Origin of the sequence: Kitasatospora sp. NPDC087315, from assembly GCF_044744345.1 — a bacterium.
Lineage (GTDB): Bacteria > Actinomycetota > Actinomycetes > Streptomycetales > Streptomycetaceae > Kitasatospora.
Map to the genome: position 1 here is coordinate 97,500 of NZ_JBIUYD010000006.1, position 24,186 is coordinate 121,685.

23 protein-coding genes are annotated in these 24,186 nt (G+C 72.8%); 4 read left to right on the top strand and 19 right to left on the bottom strand.

The genetic code is table 11. The features are described from left to right. Positions 1 to 89: 89 nt before the first annotated feature. The 8 genes from ACIO5D_RS10665 to mltG (ACIO5D_RS10700) form a co-directional block, all read right to left on the bottom strand. Positions 90 to 899, bottom strand: coding sequence for an Fpg/Nei family DNA glycosylase (locus ACIO5D_RS10665; protein ID WP_400794784.1), 810 nt, complete (start codon positions 897 to 899; stop codon positions 90 to 92). Between the two features lie 106 nt (positions 900 to 1,005). Beyond that, the gene (locus ACIO5D_RS10670) at positions 1,006 to 1,935 is read right to left on the bottom strand and encodes an AAA family ATPase (RefSeq protein WP_400794786.1); all 930 of its coding nucleotides are present in this window, start codon (positions 1,933 to 1,935) and stop codon (positions 1,006 to 1,008) included. 79 nt (positions 1,936 to 2,014) lie between these two features. After that, a complete protein-coding gene (gene aroQ / locus ACIO5D_RS10675) occupies positions 2,015 to 2,455 on the bottom strand; it encodes a type II 3-dehydroquinate dehydratase (RefSeq protein WP_363610486.1) in 441 nt (146 codons plus the stop codon). Next, a complete protein-coding gene (gene aroB, locus ACIO5D_RS10680) occupies positions 2,452 to 3,540 on the bottom strand; it encodes a 3-dehydroquinate synthase (RefSeq protein WP_363610488.1) in 1,089 nt (362 codons plus the stop codon). The genes aroQ and aroB overlap by 4 nt, the downstream gene beginning before the upstream one ends. Further along, complete coding sequence (locus tag ACIO5D_RS10685) at positions 3,533 to 4,072, bottom strand: shikimate kinase (protein WP_363610490.1); 540 nt, start codon at positions 4,070 to 4,072, stop codon at positions 3,533 to 3,535. The genes aroB and ACIO5D_RS10685 overlap by 8 nt, the downstream gene beginning before the upstream one ends. Beyond that, positions 4,069 to 5,253 (bottom strand): chorismate synthase, encoded by a 1,185-nt coding sequence (aroC, locus tag ACIO5D_RS10690; protein ID WP_363610492.1) that lies wholly within the window; start codon positions 5,251 to 5,253, stop codon positions 4,069 to 4,071. The genes ACIO5D_RS10685 and aroC overlap by 4 nt, the downstream gene beginning before the upstream one ends. Before the next feature lie 324 nt (positions 5,254 to 5,577). Beyond that, positions 5,578 to 6,408, bottom strand: a complete 831-nt coding sequence (locus ACIO5D_RS10695) for a shikimate dehydrogenase (protein ID WP_400794788.1) — start codon at positions 6,406 to 6,408, stop codon at positions 5,578 to 5,580. A gap of 37 nt (positions 6,409 to 6,445) precedes the next feature. Then, the gene (gene mltG / locus ACIO5D_RS10700; protein ID WP_363610496.1) at positions 6,446 to 7,747 is read right to left on the bottom strand and encodes an endolytic transglycosylase MltG; all 1,302 of its coding nucleotides are present in this window, start codon (positions 7,745 to 7,747) and stop codon (positions 6,446 to 6,448) included. Here mltG (ACIO5D_RS10700) and ACIO5D_RS10705 point away from each other — a divergent pair. Then, positions 7,631 to 8,437 carry a hypothetical protein gene (locus ACIO5D_RS10705; RefSeq protein ID WP_400658249.1) on the top strand — a complete coding sequence of 269 codons (807 nt, stop codon included), beginning with the start codon at positions 7,631 to 7,633 and terminating at the stop codon, positions 8,435 to 8,437. The two genes, mltG (ACIO5D_RS10700) and ACIO5D_RS10705, sit on opposite strands and share 117 nt — an antisense overlap. A 147-nt stretch (positions 8,438 to 8,584) precedes the next feature. Here the strand turns inward: ACIO5D_RS10705 and mltG (ACIO5D_RS10710) are convergent, their stop codons facing one another. The 5 genes from mltG (ACIO5D_RS10710) to ACIO5D_RS10730 all read right to left on the bottom strand — a co-directional run bounded on the left by mltG (ACIO5D_RS10710) (position 8,585) and on the right by ACIO5D_RS10730 (position 14,028). Then, positions 8,585 to 9,865: an endolytic transglycosylase MltG gene (mltG, locus tag ACIO5D_RS10710; RefSeq protein ID WP_400658251.1), complete on the bottom strand. Its 1,281-nt coding sequence runs from the start codon at positions 9,863 to 9,865 to the stop codon at positions 8,585 to 8,587. Positions 9,866 to 9,952: 87 nt separating this feature from the next. Next, positions 9,953 to 10,438, bottom strand: a complete 486-nt coding sequence (ruvX, locus tag ACIO5D_RS10715) for a Holliday junction resolvase RuvX (protein ID WP_400658253.1) — start codon at positions 10,436 to 10,438, stop codon at positions 9,953 to 9,955. After that, entirely contained in the window at positions 10,438 to 13,107 is a 2,670-nt protein-coding gene (gene alaS, locus ACIO5D_RS10720) for an alanine--tRNA ligase (RefSeq protein WP_400759847.1), read from the bottom strand. Before alaS ends, ruvX begins: the two co-directional genes overlap by 1 nt. Continuing rightward, entirely contained in the window at positions 13,107 to 13,547 is a 441-nt protein-coding gene (locus ACIO5D_RS10725; protein WP_400658257.1) for a DUF6167 family protein, read from the bottom strand. The genes alaS and ACIO5D_RS10725 overlap by 1 nt, the downstream gene beginning before the upstream one ends. Before the next feature lie 4 nt (positions 13,548 to 13,551). After that, positions 13,552 to 14,028, bottom strand: coding sequence for a DUF948 domain-containing protein (locus ACIO5D_RS10730; RefSeq protein ID WP_363610508.1), 477 nt, complete (start codon positions 14,026 to 14,028; stop codon positions 13,552 to 13,554). Positions 14,029 to 14,356: 328 nt separating this feature from the next. On the opposite strand from ACIO5D_RS10730, the gene ACIO5D_RS10735 reads away from it, so the two are divergent. Together ACIO5D_RS10735 and ACIO5D_RS10740 are read left to right on the top strand one after the other, a co-directional pair. Then, the gene (locus tag ACIO5D_RS10735; RefSeq protein ID WP_400794790.1) at positions 14,357 to 15,712 is read left to right on the top strand and encodes an ATP-binding protein; all 1,356 of its coding nucleotides are present in this window, start codon (positions 14,357 to 14,359) and stop codon (positions 15,710 to 15,712) included. Positions 15,713 to 15,852: 140 nt separating this feature from the next. Then, entirely contained in the window at positions 15,853 to 16,146 is a 294-nt protein-coding gene (locus ACIO5D_RS10740; protein ID WP_363610535.1) for a tetratricopeptide repeat protein, read from the top strand. Positions 16,147 to 16,234: 88 nt separating this feature from the next. On the opposite strand, the gene rpsD is transcribed toward ACIO5D_RS10740, so the two are convergent. From rpsD to ppk2, 3 genes are all read right to left on the bottom strand, one after another. Further along, positions 16,235 to 16,849 (bottom strand): 30S ribosomal protein S4, encoded by a 615-nt coding sequence (gene rpsD / locus ACIO5D_RS10745; RefSeq protein WP_063346792.1) that lies wholly within the window; start codon positions 16,847 to 16,849, stop codon positions 16,235 to 16,237. Positions 16,850 to 17,166: 317 nt separating this feature from the next. Next, positions 17,167 to 18,516, bottom strand: a complete 1,350-nt coding sequence (locus tag ACIO5D_RS10750) for a replication-associated recombination protein A (RefSeq protein ID WP_363610512.1) — start codon at positions 18,514 to 18,516, stop codon at positions 17,167 to 17,169. A gap of 34 nt (positions 18,517 to 18,550) precedes the next feature. Then, positions 18,551 to 19,399: a polyphosphate kinase 2 gene (gene ppk2 / locus ACIO5D_RS10755; protein WP_400658263.1), complete on the bottom strand. Its 849-nt coding sequence runs from the start codon at positions 19,397 to 19,399 to the stop codon at positions 18,551 to 18,553. Between the two features lie 209 nt (positions 19,400 to 19,608). Between ppk2 and ACIO5D_RS10760 the strand changes: the two genes are divergently transcribed. After that, positions 19,609 to 20,517: a LysR family transcriptional regulator gene (locus ACIO5D_RS10760; RefSeq protein ID WP_400759841.1), complete on the top strand. Its 909-nt coding sequence runs from the start codon at positions 19,609 to 19,611 to the stop codon at positions 20,515 to 20,517. A 13-nt stretch (positions 20,518 to 20,530) separates the two neighbouring features. Here ACIO5D_RS10760 and ACIO5D_RS10765 read toward each other — a convergent pair whose 3' ends face one another. From ACIO5D_RS10765 to hisS, 3 genes are all read right to left on the bottom strand, one after another. Then, positions 20,531 to 21,037, bottom strand: a complete 507-nt coding sequence (locus ACIO5D_RS10765; RefSeq protein WP_363610518.1) for an N-acetyltransferase — start codon at positions 21,035 to 21,037, stop codon at positions 20,531 to 20,533. Positions 21,038 to 21,129: 92 nt separating this feature from the next. Then, positions 21,130 to 22,920, bottom strand: a complete 1,791-nt coding sequence (gene aspS, locus ACIO5D_RS10770; RefSeq protein ID WP_363610520.1) for an aspartate--tRNA ligase — start codon at positions 22,918 to 22,920, stop codon at positions 21,130 to 21,132. Continuing rightward, positions 22,917 to 24,179 carry a histidine--tRNA ligase gene (gene hisS / locus ACIO5D_RS10775; RefSeq protein ID WP_363610522.1) on the bottom strand — a complete coding sequence of 421 codons (1,263 nt, stop codon included), beginning with the start codon at positions 24,177 to 24,179 and terminating at the stop codon, positions 22,917 to 22,919. Before hisS ends, aspS begins: the two co-directional genes overlap by 4 nt. Positions 24,180 to 24,186 lie beyond the last annotated feature (7 nt).

A 24,186-nucleotide genomic window follows, 5' to 3' on the forward strand; every position in this document is an offset into this window, starting at 1 on the left:
TCCCTCCGACCGGCCCGGCCCCAGCCTACGGGCTGGCAGGCCGGCCGGCCGTCGGTTCGCCCGCACCCCTCCCCCGGCGGCCGGGACGACTACACCTGCTGGCAGGCCGGGCACCAGAAGAGGTTCCGGGCGGCGTGCTCCTCCGCCCGGACCTCCGTACCGCAGACCAGGCAGGGCATGGCGGCACGGCGGTACACGTAGACCTCGCCGCCGTGGTCGTCCACGCGCGGGGGGCGGCCCATCGCCTCGGGCGTGTGCTCGGGGCGGACGGTGTCGATCCGGCCCGCGCCGACGCCCTCGTGCATCAGGGCCACGAGGTCGGCCCAGATCGCGTCCCACTCGGCACGGGAGAGGTCGTGCCCGGCCCGGTGCGGGCTGATGCCCAGCCGGAACAGCACCTCGGCGCGGTAGACGTTGCCGACGCCGGCCAGCACCTTCTGGTCCATCAGCAGCGCGGCGACCGTCGTCCGGCTGGCGGATATCCGCCGCCAGGCCGGCTCCGGGTCGGCGTCGGCGCGCAGCGGGTCGGGCCCGAGCCTGGCCGCGACGGCGGCCTTCTCCGCCCCGGTGATCAGCGCGCAGGTGTTGGGACCGCGCAGGTCGGCGTAGGCGTCGTCGTTCTCCATCCGCAGCCGGACCAGGCCCACCGGCTCGGGCGCGGGGCCCTCCCCGAAGGTGAATCCGCCGTAGAGGCCGAGGTGGATGTGCACCCAGGCACCCTCCTCGAAGCCGAGGAAGAGGTGCTTGCCGACGGCCTGCGCCTCGGCGAGCGGTTGGCCGTCGATCAGTGCGGCGCCGTCGGCGAACCGGCCCTGCGGGCTGGAGACCCGGACCGGGCGGCCGCCGAAGGCCTTGGCGTTCTCGGCGGCGAGACGGTGGATGATGTGGCCTTCCGGCACGGGCGTCAGCTCCCCCGGGTGGTTCAGCAGGATGGGCCCATCATCGCAGCCGGCACCGACACTCCGGCCGGGCCGCAGGTCACGTCCCCCCGCTCCCGCCCGCGCCTCAGCGGACCGGGATGCCCATCAGCCGGGCCAGGATCACCCGGTCCAGCTCGGCGGCGGTGGCGGCGACGTCCAGATGGGAGTTGTCGATGATCGGCAGCCCGGAGTTGTACCAGCCGGCCATCCGTCCGTGGATCCGGGCCACCTCCTCGTCGCCCAGCCGCCGGTTGCCGCTGCGCCGGGCGTTGCGGGTGAGCACCGAGTCGAGGCTGGGCAGCAGCACGACCGGGATCATGCCGGGGCCGATGTGCCGCTTCCAGCCGCCGAGCCCGATCGCCGGGCGGTCGGGGAAGACGGCGTCGTCGATGATGCAGGAGATGCCGTTGGCCAGGTAGTTGCGGCAGGCGAAGCCGCAGGTCCGCCGGGCCAGCCGGTACTGCGCCTCGGAGGCGTTGTTCCAGCCGGACTGCGGGTTGGCGAAGCCGGACTGCACCCACTCGCGGACGTCGTCGAGGCTGATGTGCGCGGTGGGCGTGGGGCGCCGCTCGGCCCAGTGCCGGGCGACGGTGGTCTTGCCGGCGCCGGCCGGGCCGATCAGCAGCACCGCGATCGGGCCGGCGGGCGCGTGCCGCTGCGGCGGGTGGGCCGGGAGCTGCACGGGCGATCCGGAGGGCAGCAGGAAGTGCCCGGTCGCACCGGCCGGCACCGGCGCGGGGCCAGGCGCCCGCGCGGGGGCCGGGGCGGGAGCCGCGGCGGCGGGCGCGGCGGGGGGCGGCACCGGCGCGCCCTGCGGAACGGTGGGCGGGCCGCCGTGCGGGGGCGCCCCGGCGGGCCGCGGCCCGTCCGGCGGCCCGGGCCGGGATCCGGTCCGGGGCGGGTTCTGGGGAGCCGGCAGGGGCCCGGCGGCGGCGGTGCCGGGGTACTGCGGGGCCGGCGGAGCGACGGGACGCGGGGGGACCTGTCCACCCCCGGAGTACTGCGTCACGGTCACCTCCCGACTTCTTTCAGCGGGGACATTACACGGCGGCCCGGCGGCGGGCACAGTCCGCCGCCGGGCCGCTGACCAGGCGTCAGCCCGTGGTGAGCTGTCCGGCGAGGGCCCGCAGGGCCAGCTCGTACGAGCCGAGGCCGAATCCGGCGATGGTGCCGGAGGCGACCGCGGCGATCACCGAGGTGTGCCGGAAGGTCTCCCGTGCGTACGGGTTGGAGATGTGCACCTCGATCAGCGGGGCGGTCCGCTGGGCGGCGGCGTCGCGCATCGCGTACGAGTAGTGGGTGAAGGCGCCCGGGTTGATCACCACGGGGACCCGGCCGTCGGCCGCCTCGTGCAGCCACTCCACCATCTGCTGCTCGGAGTTGGTCTCGTGCACCTCGACCTCGAAGCCGAACTCCTTGCCCAGCGCGGTGCAGCGCTCGACCAGCCCGGCGTAGGAGGTGGCACCGTAGACGTCCGGCTCGCGGCTGCCGAGCCGGCCGAGGTTGGGGCCGTTGAGCACCAGCACCCGGGTCACGAGGAGACCTCCGCGTAGGCGGCGACCAGCAGGGAGGGGTCGGGGCCCTCCAGGACGGAGGTCTTGCCCAGACCGTCCAGGACGATGAAGCGCAGCAGGTCGCCGCGCGACTTCTTGTCGATCTTCATGGCGTCCAGCAGCTTCGGCCAGGCATCCGCGCGGTAGCTCAGCGGCAGGCCGACCGAGGCCAGCACCGTCCGGTGCCGGTCGGCCGTCTCGTCGTCCAGCCGTCCGGCCAGGCGGCCGAGTTCGGCGGCGAAGACCATGCCGATGGAGATCGCGGCGCCGTGCCGCCACTTGTACCGCTCGTTGCGCTCGATGGCGTGGCCGAGGGTGTGGCCGTAGTTGAGGATCTCCCGCAGGCCGGACTCCTTGAGGTCCCCGGAGACCACGTCGGCCTTGACCTGGATGGCGCGCCGGATCAGCTCGACGGTGTGCGGCCCGGCCGGCGTCCTGGCGCCCTCCGGGTCGGCCTCGATCAGGTCGAGGATGGCCGGGTCGGCGATGAAGCCGCACTTGACGACCTCGGCGAGGCCGGAGACGTAGTCGTGCTTCGGCACCGTCTCCAGGGTGTCGAGGTCCGCCAGCACGCCGACCGGCGGGTGGAAGGCCCCGACCATGTTCTTGCCCTCGGCGATGTTGATGCCGGTCTTGCCGCCGACGGCCGCGTCGACCATGCCGAGCAGCGTGGTGGGCATCGAGATCCAGCGGACCCCGCGCAGCCAGGTGGCGGCGACGAAGCCGGCCAGGTCGGTGGTGGCGCCGCCACCGAGGCCGACCACGACGTCACTGCGGGTGAAGCCGGTCTGGCCGAGCACCGACCAGCAGTAGGCGGCCACCTCGGCGCTCTTCGCGTCCTCGGCGTTGGGCACCTGGAGGACGATCGCCTCGTAGCCCTCGCCGAGCAGGTCCTCGCGAACGGCGTCGGCGGTGCTGGTCAGCGCCTCCGGGTGGATGATCGCGACCCGCTTGGCCCGGGTGCCGATCAGCGGCGCCAGCTCGCCGAGCAGCTGGTGCCCGATCAGCACGTCGTACGGGTCGTGGCCGGCGCTGCCGCCGACGTGAATCCTGACGATGTCAGTCATGGGGGGTCTTCAGCTCCAGTGCTTCCAGTACGGCGGCCACGACCTGCTCGGGCGTGCGGCCGGCGGTGTCGACGACGGCGGTGGCCACCTCCAGGTAGAGGGGGCGGCGGGCGTCCATCAGCTCGCGCCAGCGGGCCCGGGGGTTGACGGCCAGCAGCGGACGGGGGGCGTCCAGGCCGACCCGCTTGACCGCGTCGGCCAGCGGGACCTCCAGGAAGACCACCGGCAGGTCGCGCAGCAGCGCGCGGGTGGCCTCGGCCATCACCGCGCCGCCGCCGAGCGCCAGCACACCTCCGTGGGCCTCGGCGGCGGCGCGCACGGCGCGTGCCTCCAGCTCGCGGAAGTGCGGCTCACCCTCGTCGATGAAGATCTCCGGGATGGGCTTGCCGGCCAGCCGCTCGATGTCGGTGTCGGTGTCCCGGAAGCCGACGCCGAGGCGCTCGGCGAGCGCCCGCCCGACCGTGGACTTGCCACTGCCGGGCGGGCCGACCAGCACGACGACCGGGGAATCCGCCGGACGCTCAGCGGTCATCGGACGATCAGGTTGTCGAGGTAGCTCTGCACGTTGCGGCGGGTCTCGGAGACGTGGTCGCCACCGAACTTCTCGTTCACCGCGTCGGCCAGCACCAGGGCGACCATCGCCTCGGCGACGATGCCCGCGGCCGGCACGGCACAGACGTCGGAACGCTGGTGGTGGGCCTTGGCGGGCTCACCGGTCCGCACGTCCAGGGTCTGCAGGGCGCGCGGAACGGTCGCGATCGGCTTCATCGCGGCGCGCACCCGCAGCAGCTCGCCGGTGGACAGGCCGCCCTCGGTGCCGCCGGAGCGGCCGGAGGTGCGCTTGACGCCCTCGGCGGTCGGCACGATCTCGTCGTGCGCCTGCGAGCCGGGGACGCGAGCCAGCTCGAAGCCGTCGCCGACCTCGACCCCCTTGATCGCCTGGATGCCCATCAGCGCGGCGGCCAGCCGCGCGTCCAGACGGCGGTCCCAGTGCACGTGCGAGCCCAGGCCCACCGGCACCCCGTACGCCAGCACCTCGACCACACCGCCGAGGGTGTCGCCGTCCTTGTGGGCCTGGTCGATCTCCGCGACCATCGCCTTCGACGCGTCGGCGTCCAGGCAGCGCACCGGGTCGGCGTCCAGCCGCGCCTCGTCCGAGGGCAGCGGCAGCACCCCGGCCGGGGCCTTGGCCGCGGCCAGCTCCACGACGTGGCTGACGATCTCGATGCCGCAGGTCTCCTTGAGGTACGCGCGGGCGACGGCGCCCAGCGCGACCCGGGCGGCCGTCTCACGGGCGCTGGCGCGCTCCAGGATCGGGCGGGCCTCGTCGAGCGAGTACTTCTGCATCCCGGCGAGGTCGGCGTGGCCGGGCCGCGGGCGGGTCAGCGCCTCGTTGCGGGCCAGGCCCGCCAGCACCTCGGGGTCGACCGGGTCGGCCGACATGACCTGCTCCCACTTCGGCCACTCGGTGTTGCCGACCATGACCGCCACCGGGCTGCCCATGGTCTCCCCGTGCCGGACCCCGCCGAGGAACGTCACCTCGTCCTGCTCGAACTTCATCCGGGCGCCGCGACCGTAGCCGAGCCGGCGGCGCGCCAGCGCGTCGGCGACCACGGCCGTGGTGACCGGCACACCGGCCGGCAGGCCCTCCAGCGTCGCGACGAGTGCGGGGCCGTGCGACTCCCCCGCCGTCAGCCAGCGCAACGTACCCAACGGAGCTCCTTCATCAGCGGACCGGTCACGGACCTACCGCGACCCGCCCGGGCGTGCCTTGTCCCTGAATCCTTTCATGCCCCGGGCCGAGCCGGGCGCAGAGTCCGCGTGACGGACGGCGCCCGGCCGACGGGCGGACGCGGACACGGCGTGACCAGCGGGGAACAGGAAGGAGAGCGGGAAAGGGAGCAGGAAGTCGGCGGGCCCGACCTCCTGCTCCGCGGGCGGCGGCCACGCGACCCGGCACGTCATGCCGGGATGACACGACGCGTGAACCGGGCACCGAACGCCGGACCGGCACAACGCGCCACCGTCCGAAGCGCCTCAGCGGACCGCGAGAGCCGCCTCGCCCGCCGCGCGGATGGCCGCCAGCGGGCCCGGCGCACGACCGGTGAACTGCTCGTTCTGCAGCACCGCCTGATGGACCAGCAGGTCCAGACCGCCCAGCACCGTCGCACCGCGCTCCGCACAGGCGGCGGCCAGCGCCGTCGGCCAGGGGTGGTAGAGCACGTCGAACAGCGCCCCGGGGTCGGCCGGCAGCCGCTCGGCGAACCCGTCGGTGGCCCCGACCGGGGTGGTGGAGACGGTGAGCGGGTGCGCCAGCGCCTCGGCGCCGCGCTCCCAGTCGGCCGTCCGCACGGCGACACCCAGCCGCTCGCCCAGCTCGGCCACCTCCCGCGCCCGCTCCGCGCTGCGCACGTACACCGTCACCTCGCCGGTGCAGATCTGGGCGAGCGCCGCCAGCGCCGAGGAGGCCGTCGCCCCGGCTCCGAGCACCGCCGCGCCCGGCACCTCGGTGATCCCCCGCTCGCGCAGCGCGTTCACCAGCCCGGGGACGTCGGTGTTGTCCCCGGTCCGCCGCCCGTCGGCGGTGAACACCACCGTGTTCACCGCCTCCACCGAACGCGCCGTCGCGCTCACCTCGTCGAGCAGCGGGATGACCGCCCGCTTCAGCGGCATGGTGAGCGACAGGCCCGCCCACTCGGCCTCGTCCAGCCCGGCGACGAAGGCGGGCAGCCCCGCCTCGTCCACCTCGAACCGGTCGTAGCGCCAGCCGTCCAGCCCGAGCGCCGCGAAGGCGGCCCGGTGCAGGTCCGGCGAGAGCGAGTGGGCGATCGGCGAGCCCAGTACGGCGGCCCGGTGCTTGCTGGTCACGTTGGTTCTCCGAAACGGCGGTACGGCGGGGCGGCCACTACTTCGTGGTGCAGTGGCCGCGATCCTTGTCGAAGCCCTGGCCGGCCGCCGTGCAGTACTGCTCCACGTTGGCCAGGTGCTCCTTGTAGGTGTCCGAGAAGAGGGTCTTGATCGGGGACATCGCGATGAAGAACAGCCACTTGCCGTCCGCCGGGTTCAGCACCGCCTTGATGGCGTCGTCACCGGGGTTGGAGATCGGCGTCGGCGGCAGCCCCGCGTTGAGGTAGGTGTTGTACTTGTTGGACGCGTCGTCCATGTCCTTCCTGGTGAGGTCCTTGCGACCGAGCGAGTACTGCAGCGTGGTGTCCATACCGAGGCGGTGCTGGGTCTCGGTCTGGTTGGCCAGACGGTTCTGGATGGTCTTGGCCATCTTGCCGAAGTCCTCCGGGTTGTTGCCCTCGGCCTGGAGGATGCTGGCCTCGATGACCACCTCGTAGCCGGACTTGAGACCGATCTTGGAGGCCTCCGCGTCCAGGCCCGCATAGCGGTCGACGGCGTTCTTGACCATCTGCTTGAGCAGGTCCTCGGGCTTCATGCCCTCCGAGATCGAGTAGCGGGCCGGCCAGAGGAAGCCCTCGATGTTGCCGTTGGCGTACGGGGGCAGGCCGAGGCTGCCGATCTGGGCCTTGGCGACGTCGGCCGTGGTGCCCTTGGGCAGCTTCAGCTTGTCGTCGATCTTGACGTAGGTGGCGGCGGCCGTCAGCCCCTCCCGGATGATCAGCTTCTCGCCACCGTTCTCCTCCACCAGGTTCGCGACGGCGGCCTCGCCCGACATCTCACGGGGGAGGGAGTACGTCCCGGGCTGGATGGAGATGCACTTCGGGTTCTTCTCGCACGCGTTGGTGAAGGCCTTGACGCTCTTGACCACGCCGGCCTGCTTCAGCGCGAGACCCATCTGGGCCCCTACGGCGCCCTTCTTGATCTCCACCTGGACGGTGCCGGTGCCCTCACCGGCGAAGTCCGGGGGCGGCCCGAAGTGGTCCTGGTAGAAGCCGTAGCCCCACCAGCCGGCGCCGGCGAAACCGCCGAGCAGCACCAGGGCGACCACCAGGCAGGCCCCGCCGTTGCGACGGCCGGACTTCTTGCCCTTCTCCTTGCGCTTCTTCTGGGCCTCGCGGGAGCTGTCCTCCTCGCCGAGGAAGGTGTCCCGGTCCTCGTCGCCGTCCTCGTGGTAACCGCCTTCGTGGCCGTCCCACTCGTCCTCGGCGGCCTCGGGAACGGCCTCGGCCGGAGCCGCGCCCGACTCCAGCGCGGCGGCCTCCGCCTCCCAGTCGATACCGTCCGGGCCCGGTCCGGCCACGGGCTCGGCCCGTCGCCGGGACGCCCGCCGCCCGCCCTGCGGCGGCTCGTCGGACTCCGGCGCCCCCGGCTGCCCGCCCTGCTGCGGCACCTGCTGCTGAACGGGCGGCTGCACACCCTGCTGGGGCATCGCCTGCTGCGGTACGCCCTGCTGCTGCTCGCCGGGCTGGGGCATCCCCTGCTGCGGATACTGCCCCTGCGGCACGCCCTGCTGCTGGAACGCCTGGAAGTTCTGCTGCTCGCCGGGCAGACCCTGCTGCCCCTGCTGCTGCGGATAGCCCTGCTGCGGATACCCCTGCTGCTGGCCCTGGTACCCCTGCTGGCCGGGGAAGCCCTGTCCGCCCTGGTCCTGCTGCTGCGGATACCCCTGCTGGCCGCCCCCGTACTGCGGCTGCCCCTGCTGGAACTGCTGCACAGGCTGCTGCCCGTACTGCTGCGGCGGCTGCTGCCCGCCACCCGGGTAACCCTGCTGCGGGTAGCCCTGCTGCTGCGCCTGCTGCGGGTAGCCCTGCTGCGGCTGGCCCTGCTGGCCGGCACCGTACTGCTGGCCCTGCGGAACCTGCTGGGGATGCTGCTGCCACTGGCCGTCCTGCTGGCCGGGGACCGGCTGCTGGCCACCGTACCCCGGCTCCCCGGGGTGCCACGGCTCGGAGCCCTGGGGGCCGTAGCCCCGACCCAGATCGGTCATTGATCCCCTTACACCGACGGAGACGGCCGGAGGATCGGACCGGCCGTCCGGGACGGCGTCCCGGCTGTTCTCGAACCGGCGTGCTAGCGCATCGCCTGGAGGGAGACGTTACCGTACCGCAGACCGGCCCCCGGCAGGACAGACGTCCCGTCAGTGCCCCGCCGCACCCCCGGCCCCACCCTCCGGCGCGCCCGGCGACGCCCCGCTCGGATCACCGGTTCCCGTCCCCGCCGGCGCACTCCCCGAGGTGCTCGCCGAAGCGCTCGGCTTCGCCGTCTGGAGGGCGTTGAACTCCGCCACATTGCGCTGCTGCACCTCGAAGCTGTCGGTGAAACGGGTGTCCCCCGGCTTCACGGTGACGAAGTACAGCCAGTCCCCCTGCGCCGGATCGACGGCCGCCATGATCGCCTGGCGGCCCGGGTTGGAGATCGGCGTCGGCGGCAGCCCGGGGTGCTGGTAGGTGTTGTACGGGGAGTCCAGTCTGGTGTCGGTGACGGTGGTGTTCAGCGTCGACCGGCCGAGCGCGTAGTTGATCGTCGAGTCCAGCTGCAGCGGCATGTTCTTGGCCAGCCGGTTGTAGATGACCCGGGCCACCTTGGCCATGTCCTCGGTGTTGTCGGCCTCGCCCTGGACCATGCTGGCGATCGTCACCAGCCCGTACAGGCTCTGCCCGAGGTTCTGCGCGACGACGCCGGCATCGTCCCTGGCGAACTCCTTGCCGGCCCGCTCCACCATCTGTTTCAGCAGGTCGACCGCGGTGGTGCCCTCGGTGACGCTGTAGGTCGCGGGGAACAGATACCCCTCGACGCTGCCCTTGGTGAAGTCCGGCAGGCCCAGCTCGGCGGCCTGCTCCTGGGCGGCGCGCTGGGTGGTGCCGTCGGGCAGGTCGAGCCTCTTGTCGATCGCCGCGTAGATCTGGTTGCCGCGCCAGCCCTCGGGGATGGTCAGGCCGTTGGCGTTGGCCGGGTCGATCAGGACGGCGAGCGCCGCGGCCGCCGACATCCGCTGCCGCAGGGTGTAGGTGCCGGGCTGGATCCGCCCGGCGGCGGCCGCGCTGCCCTTCGCCGCCCGGGTGAAGGCGAGCGAGCTGGCCACCACGCCGTTGTGCACCAGGGCGGAGGCGATCTGGCTCAGGCCCGCGCCCTCGGGCACCGAGACCTGGACGCTGCCCGAACCGGCGCCCGCGTAGTCGGCGGCGGCCGGCGGATTCTGCTGGCCCTTCCACCAGGTGTACCCGACCAGCCCGGCCCCGCCGAAGACGGCCACCAGGGCGAGCGCGGTCAGCCCGCAGGCCAGCCCGTTACGCCAACGGTGTGGATCCGGCGCATCGGGTTGCGGACGGGGCGCGCCCGGCGGACGGCCCTCCGGTTCCAGGACCGGCGCACCGAGGTGGCCGGGCGTGAGCCCGGGCGTGAAGTCCTGATCGGTCATGGCGCCCCCTCGGCTGTCCCGGAACGGATGAGGGCCCGTGCGGACGCGTCCGCACGGGCCCCTCTCCGGGACGTTAGAACAGGGGGGTCAGTGGACCGCCTCGACGCTCTCACCCGGCGGGCGACCGCTCACCCGTTCGGACTCAAGGGCGGTCTGCAGGATCACCACCGCGGCGGCCTGGTCGACCACCGAGCGCCCCTTCTTGGCCTTCACGCCGGAGGCCCGCAGGCCGTGGGTCGCCGTGACGGTCGACATCCGCTCGTCCACCAGCCGGACCGGCACCGGGTAGAGCCGGTTGGCCAGCCGGACCGCGTACGCGCGGACCTTCTCCGCCGCCGGACCCTCCCTGCCGTTGAGCGAGCGCGGAAGGCCGACGATCACCTCCACCGCCTCGTACTCCTCGACGATGGCGGCGATCCGGGCCTGCGACTTGACCCCGGCGGGGACGGTCTCCACGGGTGTGGCGAGCACCCCGTCGGGGTCGCAGGACGCGACCCCGATCCGGGCGTCACCGACGTCGACGGCGATCCGCCGCCCCCGCCGGAAGGGCCGTTCCTGCTCTTCTCCGACCATCAGGAGGCGCGCTCCGCGACCAGGCCGCGCACCGCGGCGATGGCCTCGGCCACCGCGCCCGGGTTGGAGCCGCCGCCCTGGGCGACGTCGTCCTTGCCGCCACCGCCGCCGCCGAGGGTCTTGGCCGCGACCCGGACCAGCTCACCGGCCTTGATGCCGCGGCCGCGGGCGTCCTCGTTGGTGGCGATCACGGTCAGCGGGCGGTCGTTCGCCACGGTGAACGCGGCGACCACGGCCGGGCGCGAGCCGAGCCGGCCGCGCACGTCCAGGACCAGCTTGCGCAGCTCGTCCGCGCCGGTGCCGTCGGCGACCTTGGCGGCGACCACGGCGATCCCCTGCACGTCCTCGGCCGAGTCGGCCAGGCCGGCCGCGGCGGCGAGGACCTTCTCCGCGCGGAAGCGCTCGATCTCCTTCTCGGCGTCCTTGAGCTTGGCGAGCATGCCCGAGATCTTCTCCGGCAGCTCCTCCGGGCGGCCCTTGACCAGCTCGGTCAGCTGGGCGACGACCGTGTGCTCACGGGCCAGGAACTTGTACGCGTCCACGCCGACCAGCGCCTCGACACGGCGCACGCCGGAGCCGATCGAGGACTCGCCGAGCAGCTTCACCAGGCCCAGCTGGGCGGTGTTGCCGACGTGCGTTCCACCGCAGAGTTCCTTGGAGAAGTCCCCGATGGTGACGACCCGGACCTCGTCACCGTACTTCTCGCCGAACATCGCGATGGCGCCGGCCTTACGGGCCTGGTCCATCGTCATGACCTCGGCGGTGACGTCCAGCTCACGGGTGAGCACGTCGTTGATCTTCTGCTCGACGTCGACCAGGACGCTGCCGGGCACGGCGGCGGGTGAGCCGAAGTCGAAGCGGAAGCGGCCGGGGGCGTTCTCGGAGCCGGCCTGGGCGGCCGTCGGGCCGAGCGCGTCACGCAGCGCCTGGTGGGTCAGGTGGGTGGCCGAGTGGGCGCGGGCGATCGCCCGGCGGCGCTCGATGTCGATGGTGGCGTACGCCGAGGCGCCGAGCACGACCTCGCCGAACAGCACACCGCCGGAGTGCACGCTCACGCCCGGGACGGGCTGCTGCACGTCGCGGATCTCCACCACCGCGCCGGAGTCCAGCCGGATCCGGCCGTGGTCGGCGAGCTGGCCGCCGCCCTCGGCGTAGAACGGGGTGCGGTCGAGGATGATCTCGACCTCGTCGCCCTCGCTCGCGGCCGGCGCCGGGGAGCCGTTCACCAGCAGGCCGACCACGGTGGCCTCGCCCTCGGTGAGGCTGTAGCCGGTGAAGACGCTGGCGCCGGACCTGTCGGCGACCTCGCGGTACGCGGCGACGTCGGCGTGGCCCATCTTCTTGGCCTTGGCGTCCGCCTTGGCGCGGTCCCGCTGCTCCTGCATCAGCCGGCGGAAGCCGGACTCGTCCACCTGGAGGCCCTGCTCCTCGGCCATCTCCAGGGTGAGGTCGATCGGGAAGCCGTAGGTGTCGTGCAGCTTGAACGCCTGCTCGCCGGAGAGCACCGCGCCGCCGGCCTGCCGGGTCTCGGTGACCGCGGCGTCCAGCAGGTTGGTGCCGGCCTTCAGGGTCTGCAGGAAGGCGGTCTCCTCGGCGGCGACCACCGTCTCGATCCGCTTGCGCTCGGCCTCCAGCTCCGGGTACTGCGGGGCCATCGCCTTGATGGTGATGTCCGTGAGCTCCCTGGCCACCACGCCGTTGGCGCCCAGCAGGCGCATGTTGCGGATGGCGCGGCGCAGGATGCGGCGCAGCACGTAGCCGCGGCCCTCGTTGCCGGGGGTGACGCCGTCGCCGACCAGCATGACCGCGGTGCGGATGTGGTCGGTGACCACGCGCAGCGAGATGTCGGACTTGTGGTCGGCACCGTAGGTGTGGCCGGTCAGCTCGGCGGCGCGGTCGAGGATCAGCCGGCTGGTGTCGATCTCGAAGAGGTTGTCGACGCCCTGCAGGATGGCGGCGAGGCGCTCCAGGCCGAGGCCGGTGTCGATGTTCTTGCTCGGCAGGTCGCCGAGGATCTCGAAGCCGTCCTTGCCGTCACCGTGGCCGCGCTCGTACTGCATGAAGACCAGGTTCCAGATCTCCAGGTAGCGCTCGCCGTTGACGGCCGGGCCGCCCTCCTCGCCGTACGCGGGGCCGCGGTCGTAGTTGATCTCCGAGCACGGGCCGCAGGGGCCGGGGACGCCCATCGACCAGAAGTTGTCCTTCATGCCGAGGCGCTGGATCCGCTCGGAGGGCACGCCGATGACGTCCCGCCAGATCTGCTCGGCCTCGTCGTCGTCCTGGTAGACGGTGATCCAGAGCTTCTCCTTCTCCAGGCCGTAGCCACCCTCCGCGACGGGAGAGGTGAGCAGCTCCCAGGCGAACGTGATGGCTCCTTCCTTGAAGTAGTCCCCGAAGGAGAAGTTGCCGCACATCTGGAAGAACGAGCCGTGCCGGGTGGTCTTGCCGACCTCCTCGATGTCCAGGGTGCGCACGCACTTCTGCACGCTGGTGGCGCGCGAGAACTGCGGCTTGACCTCGCCCAGGAAGTACGGCTTGAAGGGCACCATGCCGGCGTTGACCAGCAGCAGGGTGGGGTCGTCGGCGACCAGGGACGCCGACGGAACGACGGTGTGGCCGCGCTCCTCGAAGAAGCGCAGCCAGCGGCGGCGGATCTCTGCCGACTCCATTAGTGGTCCTTCCGGTTCGGGATGCCGTCCCGCGGCGGCAGCGCGCGGCGGGACGTGTTGTCGATGGCTGGGGTGGCGCGGGCGCCGTTGGACACAGTGCGGGCACTGCTGGGCGGAGGCAGGGCGGCGGCCGGGCTGCCGGGCGCCGCCGAGATAGCTCGGTACTGCGGCTCGCCTCTGAGGACCCGGCGGCGCCGGGGCTCGACGACGGCGGTGCCGTCCAGTCCGAGGTCCTCGCGCAGCTGCTCCTCGCGCTCGGCCATTCCGGCCTTGACGTCCAGGGCGAACCGCTTCGCCGCGTCGCCCAGGTGCAACGCACCGCGCGCGGCGGTGCCGGAGAGGCTGTCCGGGGTGAGCCGGTGCACGGCCTCGTTGGCCTTGTTCATGGCCCAGACGGTGGCGCCGGCGCCGACCGCCATCCAGAAGATGCGTCGCACCATGCCGTCAGCCCCTCACCGCGCGCCGGACCCTGGCCAGCAGGCCGCCCTTGGGCGCGGTCGCCGCGCGCACCTCGGCCCGGATCAGCCGGGCCAGCTCCTCGCGCTCGCCCGGCTGGGCGGGCAGCGTCAGGGTGCCGTTCTGCTTGGCGACGGCCTTGCGGACGCCGTAACTGAAGGCCGCGACCTTGACCAGCGGCCCGCCCAGGGTGGCCGCGACGGTGGAGGAGAGCGCGTTGGCGTTGGCGGCGGCGTCCTGCACATTGGCGGTGATCTCGTCCACCCGCTCCAGCTGCTCGTTGGCGCTGCGCACGGCGGCGCCGGCGTCGCTCAGCAGCGGCACGGCCTGTTCGGTCACGGCGGAGACCAGGACGGTGGCCTCCTTCAGTACGCGCGAGAGCCGCACCAGGACGACGGCGAGCAGGGTGACCAGGACCGCCCAGAACACGGCGACGAGCAACCCGGCCAGCTCTCCCACGGACACCTTGCGCGCTCCCTCGCCTTGCTGTTCTCCAAAGGGAACCCTATCGCGCCCATGCCCGGTTTCCGGACCGGGTTGTCGCCCCGGGGCGTCCCTGCGGATCCGGTCGGGTGTGCGAAGCCCGCGCGTAACCTACCGACCGGTCACCTCGTTCTGTCGGGCGGACCGTCGCCCGCACGGCCCGACGCACGTCCGGACCGCGAGGGTCCGGGCCCGGACACGGGAGCAGTTCTTGGCCGACGACTCGACAACCCAGTCCCCGGGCACGACGGCGCGGCGGCCGGAGCACGGCCCGCGCCTTGAGCTCCGCACGCAGCAGGAACGTTTGCTCTTGTCCCGGCTGTCCGTCTTCCCCGGCGACTTCGATCCGGAGGCCGCCGAGTACGTCTGCGCGGGCGACGGCATCGAGCCGGACGAGATGGCCGACCTGCTCGCCGGACTGGCCGGCAGGTCGGTCGTCCTGCGGGTGGGGGCGCCGCCCGGCAGCCGGGCCGGCGGCGGCAGCGCCCTCGGCGCCCGCTTCCGGCTGCCCGACCCGCTGCGCGAGTACGGCGGGCACCGGCTGCGCGCCACCGGCGAGAAGCACCGGCTGCTCCGCCGCCACCGCGACTGGTACCTGGGCGTGGCCACCTGGGGCGAGGTCGAGTGGTCCGGGCCGCACCAGGCGGAGACCGCCGAGCGAACCGGGACCGCCCACCCCGACCTCCGTACGGCGCTGGAGTTCTGCCTCGCCGAGCCCGGCGAGGAGCAGAGCGCGCTGCGACTGGCGGGCGCCCTCTGGTTCTACTGGGCCGGCTGCGGCCACCCCGGCGAGGGCCGGCGCTGGCTGGACCGCGCGCTGGCGCTTGCCCCCGAACCGACCGAGGCCCGCGCCAAGGCGCTCTGGGTGACCGGCTACCTGGCCACCCTCCAGGGCGATCCGGCCTCCGCCCGGCCCGTGCTGGAGGAGTGCCGCCGTCAGGCCCTGGCCACCGGTGACGACCGGGCGCTCGCCCACGCGCTCCACCGGCAGGGCTGCGCGGCCCTGATCGGCGACGAACCGGCCCTGGCCACCGGGCTGTTCGAGGAGGCGCTCCGGCGCTACCGGGCGATCGGCGAGCTGGACAGCACCGTCCTGATGGCCATGGTCGAGCTGGGCCTGGCCCGGCTGTTCCAGGGCGACCGGCCCGGCGGCGCGTTCTGGCTGGGCCGGGTCCGCGAGCTGTGCGAGCGGCACGGCGAGCGGTGGGCGTACGCGTGGGGGCTCTACGCGCTGGCGTACGCGCACTGGCTGGACGGCGACATACGGCTGGCCCGCGTCCGGGCCAGGGAGAGCGTCCGGCTCAGCCACCGGCTCCACGACCTGCCCGGCATCGCGCTGGCGATCGACGTGCTGGCGCTGCTGGAGACCGAGCCCACCGGTCCGGACCGGCCGGGCGACCTGCGCGAGGCCCGGGTGCTGCAGGGCGCCGCGCACCGGATCTGGCGGGCGGTGGGCAGGCCGTTCTTCGGCTCGCGCGGCTTCGGCGACCCCCATCGCATCTGCGAACGGCGGGCCGGGGCCGGGCTGACCGGGCGGGAGTCCGCCGGCTTCTTCGGCCGCGGCGCCCGGCTCGGCCTGGACGCGGCGGTCCGCCGGGCGCTCGGCGGCCACGGTGACGCGGAGGACCGGCCGGGCGGACGGCCCGGCGAACGACCGATGGAATAGTTGAAGATTGTCCATTGCTGGAGGGGGCAGCACCACCGCGAGAAACCGGTGAAGCCCCAGGCGCGGAGGACGCCGAAGGGCATCGACCGGCACCGAAAGGAGCGACCGTGGCCACCTACAGCGCCGCCGACGAGTACCGCATGGCGAAGTTCTCCTTCGACTCCAAGGCGTACTCCGACGCCGCCCGCCTCCTGGAGGCGGTCCTGGCCCAGGAGCCGGCCAACCTCTCCGTCCGGCTGCTGCTGGCCCGCAGCTACTACCACTCCGCCCAGCTGTCCCGGGCCGAGGCCGAACTGCGCCGCGTCCTGGACGCCGACCCCGCCGAGGACTACGCCCGGCTGATGCTCGGCCGCACCCTGGAGCGCCAGGGCCGCGCCGAGGAGGCCCGCCCGCACCTGCGGCTGGCCGCCGCGATGGCCGGCGGGGAGCTGTGACGGCAGAGCCGTGAAAAGGGGCGAGCCCCCGCCGCCTCGAGAGGCGACGGGGGCTCGCTGGGGTACACCGGGGTGCACCGCCCGCGGGTCAGCGCGAGTAGTACTCGACCACCAGCTGCTCGTCACAGATCACCGGGACCTCCTTGCGCTGCGGCGCACGGTCCAGGCGGAAGGCCAGGGCCTTCAGGTTGACCTCGAGGTACTTCGGGGTCTGGCCCTCGCCCGCGTAGCCACCCTCACGGGCGACCTGGAACGGGACCTTCTCCTTGCTGCGCTCGCGAACGGTCACGACGAAGCCCGGCTTCATCTGGTACGACGGCTTGTTGACCTTGCCGCCGTTGACCTCGATGTGGCCGTGGACGACCATCTGGCGGGCCTGGTAGATGGTGCGGGCAATGCCCGAACGCAGCACCAGGGAGTCCAGACGGGTCTCCAGCTCGGCGACGAGCGCCTCACCGGTCTTGCCCTCGGCCTTCTTCGCGCGGTCGAACGCGCGCGCCATCTGCTTCTCGCTCAGGTCGTACTGGGCGCGCAGACGCTGCTTCTCGAGCAGACGGACCTTGTAGTCCGAGTTCTGCTTGCGACCACGGCCGTGCTGGCCGGGCGGGTACGGGCGGGCCTCGAAGTACTTGACGGACTTCGGGGTCAGCGGCACGCCGAGCGCACGCGCGATCTTGACCTTGGGACGCTTCTGGTTCGCCATGAACCAAACCTTCCTTGCTTATGAATACGGCTTCACCAGGTGTTGACGGAGGTCGCTCCTCGCGACCCGGAGAAAAACCGCTCCACCCGCGGGTGGTGTGGTCAGCCGCTCTCCGGAGCCGGGCACGGATGTGCTTGCGCACGAGCGGCCCACCGAACCGGGGTTGGTGGGCTGCACGCGACACCGAAACGGTGCGCAACGCTCCTCAAGACCCCGCGAGGGGGTCTACGGCCAGTGCCCCGCTGGTGCGGCCGGTCAGCAAGGTCTCCCCTGCCGCCGTCCCGGGACATGGCACTCCGCACGAGTATACCCGCCGCTCACTCGCCCTTCAGCCGCCCCCTGGTCCACTCCACGATGTCCGCGTACCGGGCCTCCCCGCCGTGCCGGGTCGGCCGGTAGTACGCCTTGCCGTGCACCGCGTCCGGCGCGTACTGCTGCGCCGCGATGCCCTCCGGCAGGTCGTGCGGGTACTGGTAGCCCTGACCGTGCCCGAGCTTGCCCGCGCCGCCGTAGTGCGCGTCCCGCAGGTGCGGTGGCACCGCGCCCGCCAGCCCCTGCCGGACGTCCGCCAGCGCCGCGTCGATCGCCAGGTACGCGGCGTTCGACTTGGGTGCCAGCGCCAGCGCGATCGCCGCCTGGGAGAGGATGATCCGCGCCTCCGGGAAGCCGATCAGCGCCACCGCCTGGGCCGCCGCCACGGCCGTGGTCAGCGCCGTCGGATCGGCCAGGCCGACGTCCTCGCTGGCCGAGATCATCAGCCGCCGGGCGATGAACCGCGGATCCTCCCCCGCCTCGATCATCCGGGCCAGGTAGTGCAGGGTGGCGTCCACGTCACTGCCCCGGATCGACTTGATCAGCGCGCTGGCCACGTCGTAGTGCTGGTCGCCGTCCTTGTCGTACCGGACCGCGGCGTGGTTGACGGCGGTCTCGGTGGTGGCCAGCGTGATGCTCGCCTCCCCCTTCTCCAGCGCCGCGCCGGCCGCCGCCTCCAGCGTGGTGAGCGCCCGCCGGGCGTCCCCGCCGGCCAGCCGCACCAGGTGGTCCTCCGCCTCCTCGGAGAGCTCCAGCGAGCCCTCCAGACCGCGCTCGTCGGCCACCGCCCGGCGCAGCAGCGCCCGGATGTCGTCGTCGGTCAGCGACTCCAGCGTGAGCAGCAGCGAGCGCGACAGCAGCGGGGAGATCACCGAGAAGTACGGGTTCTCGGTGGTCGCGGCGATCAGCGTGACCCAGCGGTTCTCCACGGCGGGCAGCAGCGAGTCCTGCTGGGCCTTGGAGAAGCGGTGGATCTCGTCCAGGAAGAGCACCGTCTCCCGGCCGCTCATACCGACCGCGCGGCGGGCGCCGTCGATCACCGCCCGGACCTCCTTGACCCCGGCGGTGATCGCGGACAGCTCGACGAAACGGCCCTCGACGGCCTGGCTGATCACATGCGCCAGCGTGGTCTTCCCGGTGCCGGGCGGCCCCCAGAGGATCACCGAACTGGTCGCCGCCGGGCCGCGCGAGCCCGACACCAGCCGGCGCAGCGGTGAGCCGGGCTTCAGCAGCTGCCGCTGCCCGGCCACCTCGTCCAGGGTGCGCGGTCGCATCCGCACGGCGAGCGGGGCCCGCCCCGGCTCCTTGGCCTGGCGTTCCTCGGCGGCGGCGGTGAAGAGGTCCGGTTCGTCCACACCGGAAGCCTATGCGAGCCCACCGACAGGGCCGCTACTCCAGCCTGGCCGCATGGTCCGGCACGTACTTCTGCAGGTCGCGCGGGGGCCGCTGGTACCCACGGGGGGCCGGGCGGGGCGGCAGGTCGATCTTCGGCGGGGTGACCTCGTGGTACGGGACGCTGGAGAGCAGGTGGGCGATCATGTTGATCCGGGCCCGCCGCTTGTCGTCGCTCTCCACCACGTTCCAGGGCGACTCGGGGGTGTCGGTGTAGACGAACATCTCGTCCTTGGCCCGCGAGTAGTCCTCCCAGTGGGTGATCGACTCGACGTCCATCGGCGAGAGCTTCCAGCGCCGCATCGGGTCCTCCAGACGGTCCCGGAAGCGCCGCTGCTGCTCGGTGTCGCTGACCGAGAACCAGTACTTGCGCAGCAGCACGCCCGACTCGATCAGCATCCGCTCGAAGGTCGGGCACTGGTGCAGGAACTGCCAGTACTCCTCGTCGGTGCAGAAGCCCATCACCTTCTCGACGCCGGCCCGGTTGTACCAGCTGCGGTCGAACAGGACGATCTCCCCGGCGGCCGGCAGCTGCTCGACGTACCGCTGGAAGTACCACTGGGTGCGCTGGCGTTCGGTGGGGGTGGGCAGGGCGGCGACCCGGGCGATGCGCGGGTTCAGGTACTCGGTCACCCGCTTGATCGCGCCGCCCTTGCCCGCCGCGTCCCGCCCCTCGAACACGACCACCAGCCGGGCGCCCTCGGCGCGCACCCACTCCTGGAGCTTCACCAGCTCGTTCTGCAGCCGCAGCAGCTCCCGCTCGTACGGCTTCTTCGCCAGCCGCTCCGGCTGGGCGGACCGCTCATGCTGGACCTTGGCCACCTGGGTACCTCCGTCGCGGGACATCTGCCGGCCGAAGACCGGGGAGCGTGCTGATGAGCACTCACCGTAGGCGCAATGCGCCGCTCCCGCAGGTCCTGTCCGGTCGGCGCGGCAGCGGCGGCCCCCTGAACCGCCGCTGCCGGGCTCCCCCGTGGACCGGCCCGAGGGCCGGGTGATCACCTTGGCCCAGACCTGCCGGACCGGTCCAATATCCCGTTCCATAACCTTGGGGCATGGATGTGGACACCCGACTGCTGCGCGGCTTCACCGCGGTCTGCGAGGAGGGGCAGCTGACGGCCGCGGCGGCCCGGCTGTTCGTCTCGCAGCCGACCCTCACCAAGCAGATCCGCCAGCTGGAGGTGCTGCTCGGGGTGGAGCTGTTCGAGCGCTCCCGCCGCGGTATGGCGCCCACCTCGGCCGGGCGGGCGCTGGCCGAGTACGCCGGGACCGTGCTGGCGGGCTGGGAGGACGCGCTGCGCGCCACCAGGGCGGCGGCGGCCGAGCAGGGCTCGACCCTGCGGGTGGGCTTCGAGGGCGGGATCATCAACCTGATGACCCGCCGCACGGTGGCGGACTTCACCCGGCGGATGCCCGGCTGGCAGGTGGAGCTGCGGCAGAACAACTGGCTCGATCCGACGTCCGGCCTGGCCACCGGCGAGATCGACCTCACGCTCTGGCACGGGCCGCCGTCGCTCTCCGAGCAGTACAGCGTCGCACTGCTCGGCAAGGAGCCGCGCTGTCTGGCGCTGCCGGCCGGGCACCGGCTGGCCGGGCGTGCGGTGATCGACTTCGAGGAGCTGCTGGACGAGCCCTTCGTGGCGATCCCGCACGAGGCCGGCCACTGGCGCGACTACTGGCTGGCGGTCCGGGAGCGGGGCGGGCGGCCGGTGCGGATCGGCGCGGTGGCACGCAACACCGACGAGTGGCTGGCCGCGGTGGTGTGCGGCCAGGGCGTCGGTTTCGCCCCGGAGACGATGAGCAGGCTGGCGGCGCGGGAGGATGTCGCGTACCGGCCGGTGCGGGGGTTGAGCCCGAGCCAGGTCGGGCTCTACTGGCCGAAGGACCGGGAACCGACGCCCGCGATGGCCGCGTTCGTGCGCAGTTGCCGGACCACCGTCGGCTCCGGCGCCGACACGCCTTAGTACTCCAGCAGGACTAGACGGCTTCGAAGGGCTCGGGGTAGCGGCAGAGCCCGCGCGGGGCGCCGTCGTAGGCGGGCAGGGCGAGCGCCTGGAAGTAGATGTCCGGCACCTCGAACGGGCCGGTGACCTCGTGCCGTTGGGCCGGGGTGAACCCGAACCGGCCGTAGTAGTCCGGGTCTCCGAGAACGATGACGAGCTTCTCGCCCGCGTCCTCGGCGGCGGACAGCGCGGCCCGGACGACGAGTTCGCCGACGCCCTTGCGCTGCCACTCGGGGGCGACCGCGACGGGCGCGAGCGCCAGGCCCTTGCCGTCACCGACCGGCAGCCGGGTGAGCAGGGCGTGGCCGACCACCAGGCCGGACTCGTCCACCGCGACCACCGACAGCCCGGGCAGCCAGGCGGGATCGCGGCGCAGCGCGTCCACCAGGTCCGCCTCGTCGGGGCCGGGGAACGCGGCCATGTGGACCCGTCTGGTGGCGGGTGCGTCGTCGGGACACTCGATCCTGGTACTGACCTTCATGGGGGAACCCTCTCTGTGTCGCACGCCATTGTGGACCGGCCCCGGACGGTAGGTGAACCGTCCGGGGCCGTGAAAGGTTAGCCGATCAAGGGTCAGGCCTTGGGCTGGGCCTCGGACTTGGCGTCCTCGCGGACCTTCGGCTGGGCGTCCACACCGGCCTCCCGGCGCTGGGCCGGGGTGATCGGGGTCGGGGCGCCGGTCAGCGGGTCACCACCGGTGGACGTCTTCGGGAAGGCGATGACGTCGCGGATGGTGTCGTACCCGCCGAGCAGCGTGACGATCCGGTCGAGGCCGAAGGCCACACCGCCGTGCGGCGGCGGGCCGTAGTTGAAGGCGTCGAGCAGGAAGCCGAACTGCGAGGCGGCCTCCTCCTCGGAGAGGCCGATCGCGTCGAACGCCCGCTTCTGCACGTCGCGCTGGTGGATACGGATCGAACCGCCGCCCAGCTCCGAGCCGTTGAGGACCAGGTCGTAGGCGTTGGAGAGGGCCGTACCCGGGTCGGTGTCGAAGGTGGCGAGCGACTCGGCGGTCGGGGCGGTGAACGGGTGGTGCACCGCGTGCCAGCCCTGGAACTCGCCCTTGTCGTCCTCGATCGGCTCGAACATCGGGAAGTCGACGACCCAGAGGAAGGCCCACGCGGACTCGTCGATCAGCCGGCAGCGGCGGCCGATCTCCAGGCGGGCGGCGCCGAGCAGCTCCTGCGAGGGGCGCTGCTTGCCGGCCGCGAAGAAGATCGCGTCGCCGTTCTTGGCACCTGCGGCGGCGGCCAGGCCGGCCAGGTGCTCCTCGGAGAGGTTCTTGGCGACCGGGCCGCGCAGCTCGCCGGTCTCGGCGTCGATGACCACGTAGGCGAGGCCCCTGGCGCCGCGCGCCTTGGCCCAGTCCTGCCAGGCGTCGAGCGCCTTGCGGGGCTGCGAGGCGCCGCCGGGCATGACCACGGCACCGACGTACGGGGCCTGGAAGACGCGGAACGCGGTGCCCTTGAAGTACTCGGTGAGGTCGGTGAGTTCCTGTCCGAAGCGGACGTCCGGCTTGTCGGAGCCGTAGCGGGACATGGCGTCCGCGTAGGTCATCCGGGGCAGCGGGTTCGGGATCTCGTAGCCGTGCACCTCGCGCCAGATCGAGCCGACGATCTTCTCGCCGAGGGCCAGGATGTCCTCCTGGTCGACGAAGGAGGCCTCGATGTCGAGCTGGGTGAACTCCGGCTGGCGGTCGGCGCGGAAGTCCTCGTCGCGGAAGCAGCGCGCGATCTGGTAGTAGCGCTCCATACCGGCCACCATCAGCAGCTGCTTGAACAGCTGGGGCGACTGCGGCAGCGCGTACCAGTGGCCGGGCTGCAGGCGGACCGGGACGAGGAAGTCGCGGGCGCCCTCGGGGGTGGAGCGGGTGAGGTACGGCGTCTCGATGTCGAGGTAGTCGTTCTCCTCCATCACCCGGCGGATGATGTTGTTGACCTTGGAGCGCAGCCGCAGGCCCTTGGCCGGGCCCTCACGGCGCAGGTCCAGGTAGCGGTAGCGCAGCCGGACCTCCTCGTTGACCGTGCCGGGCTCGTACTCGGCGACCGGGAAGGGCAGCGGGGCGGCCTCGGAGAGCACCTCGATCTCGCTGACCACGACCTCGACCGCGCCGGTCGGGATGTCCGGGTTCTCGTTGCCCTCGGGGCGCACCCGGACGTCACCGACGACCTTGACGCAGTACTCGGCGCGCAGGCCGTGCACCGAGTCCAGGTCGCGGACCACGATCTGCACGGTGCCGGAGGCGTCGCGCAGGTCGATGAAGGCCACGCCGCCGTGGTCTCGGCGGCGGGCGACCCAGCCGGCCAGGGTGACGGTGGTGCCTGCGTGCTCCGGGCGGAGCGTGCCCGCGTCGTGCGTGCGGATCACAGCTGCTTCTCCTTCAGGGTGGTGACGAGTGCGTCGAGGGCGACGGGGTTCTGCTCGCCGGTGGTCAGGTCCTTGAGCTGGACGACGCCTTCGGCGAGGTCCCGGTCACCGGCCAGCACCGCGAAGCGGGCGCCGGAACGGTCGGCGGACTTCATGGCGTTCTTGATGCCCTTGACGCCGAAGGCGAGGTCGGTGGCGACGCCGGTCCGGCGCAGCTCGACCACCTTGGCGAAGAGGACGTTCTTGGCCTCGTCGCTGAGCGCGACGGCGTAGACCGAGGTGGTGGCGGGCAGGTCGAGGGCGATGCCCTCCGCCTCCATCGCCAGGTAGGTGCGGTCCACGCCGAGGCCCCAGCCGACCGAGGGCAGCGCCGGGCCGCCGAGCATCTCGGAGAGGCCGTCGTAGCGGCCGCCGCCGCCGATCGCGGACTGCGAGCCGAGACCGTTGTGCACGAACTCGAAGGTGGTGCGGGTGTAGTAGTCCAGCCCGCGGACCAGCTTGGGGTCGTCGACGAAGGCCACGCCGGCCGCGGTGAGCAGCTCGCGCACCTTCTCGTCGTACGCCTTGCACTCCTCGCAGAGGTAGTCGCGCAGCTTGGGGGCGTCGGTCAGCTGGGCCTGGACGGACTCGCGCTTGTCGTCGAGGACGCGCAGCGGGTTGATCCCGGCGCGGCGGCGGGTCTCCTCGTCGAGGTCCAGGCCGTCCAGGAACTCGACCAGGGCGGCGCGGTAGACCGGCCGGCACTGCTTGTCCCCGAGGCTGTTGATCAGCAGCGAGTAGTCGCTCAGGCCCAGCGAGCGGAAGGCGTCGTCGGCCAGGATGATCAGCTCGGCGTCCAGCGCCGGGTCCTCGGCGCCGATCGCCTCGGCGCCGACCTGGGCGAACTGGCGGTAGCGGCCGGCCTGCGGGCGCTCGTAGCGGTAGAAGGAGCCGGAGTACCAGAGCTTGACCGGGAGGTTGCCCAGCTTGTGCAGGTTGGCCTGGAGCGCCGCGCGGACCACCGAGGCGGTGCCCTCGGGGCGCAGCGCGAGGTCTTCCTTGCCGCGCTTGGTGAGCGAGAACATCTCCTTGGTGACGATGTCCGTGGACTCGCCGACACCGCGGGAGAACAGCTTGACGTCCTCGAAGACCGGGGTCTCGATGTAGCCGTAGCCGGCCCGGCGCAGCGGCGCGGAGAGGCTCTCGCGGATCGCCAGGAAGGTCGCGGAGCTGGGGGGCAGCAGGTCGTAGGTGCCCTTGGGGGCGGTGAAGGTGCTCAACTTCTCT

What these genes read in the sequence shown, in the direction of transcription:
- aroB (WP_363610488.1), bottom strand. Translation starts at nt 3,540, where the DNA reads ATGACTGACATCGTCAGGATTCACGTCGGCGGCAGCGCCGGCCACGAC.
- ACIO5D_RS10685 (WP_363610490.1), bottom strand. Translation starts at nt 4,072, where the DNA reads ATGACCGCTGAGCGTCCGGCGGATTCCCCGGTCGTCGTGCTGGTCGGC.
- mltG (WP_400658251.1), bottom strand. Translation starts at nt 9,865, where the DNA reads ATGACCGATCAGGACTTCACGCCCGGGCTCACGCCCGGCCACCTCGGT.
- ruvX (WP_400658253.1), bottom strand. Translation starts at nt 10,438, where the DNA reads ATGGTCGGAGAAGAGCAGGAACGGCCCTTCCGGCGGGGGCGGCGGATC.
- alaS (WP_400759847.1), bottom strand. Translation starts at nt 13,107, where the DNA reads ATGGAGTCGGCAGAGATCCGCCGCCGCTGGCTGCGCTTCTTCGAGGAG.
- ACIO5D_RS10725 (WP_400658257.1), bottom strand. Translation starts at nt 13,547, where the DNA reads ATGGTGCGACGCATCTTCTGGATGGCGGTCGGCGCCGGCGCCACCGTC.
- ACIO5D_RS10740 (WP_363610535.1), top strand. Translation starts at nt 15,853, where the DNA reads ATGGCGAAGTTCTCCTTCGACTCCAAGGCGTACTCCGACGCCGCCCGC.
- rpsD (WP_063346792.1), bottom strand. Translation starts at nt 16,849, where the DNA reads ATGGCGAACCAGAAGCGTCCCAAGGTCAAGATCGCGCGTGCGCTCGGC.
- ppk2 (WP_400658263.1), bottom strand. Translation starts at nt 19,399, where the DNA reads ATGTCCCGCGACGGAGGTACCCAGGTGGCCAAGGTCCAGCATGAGCGG.
- ACIO5D_RS10760 (WP_400759841.1), top strand. Translation starts at nt 19,609, where the DNA reads ATGGATGTGGACACCCGACTGCTGCGCGGCTTCACCGCGGTCTGCGAG.
- ACIO5D_RS10765 (WP_363610518.1), bottom strand. Translation starts at nt 21,037, where the DNA reads ATGAAGGTCAGTACCAGGATCGAGTGTCCCGACGACGCACCCGCCACC.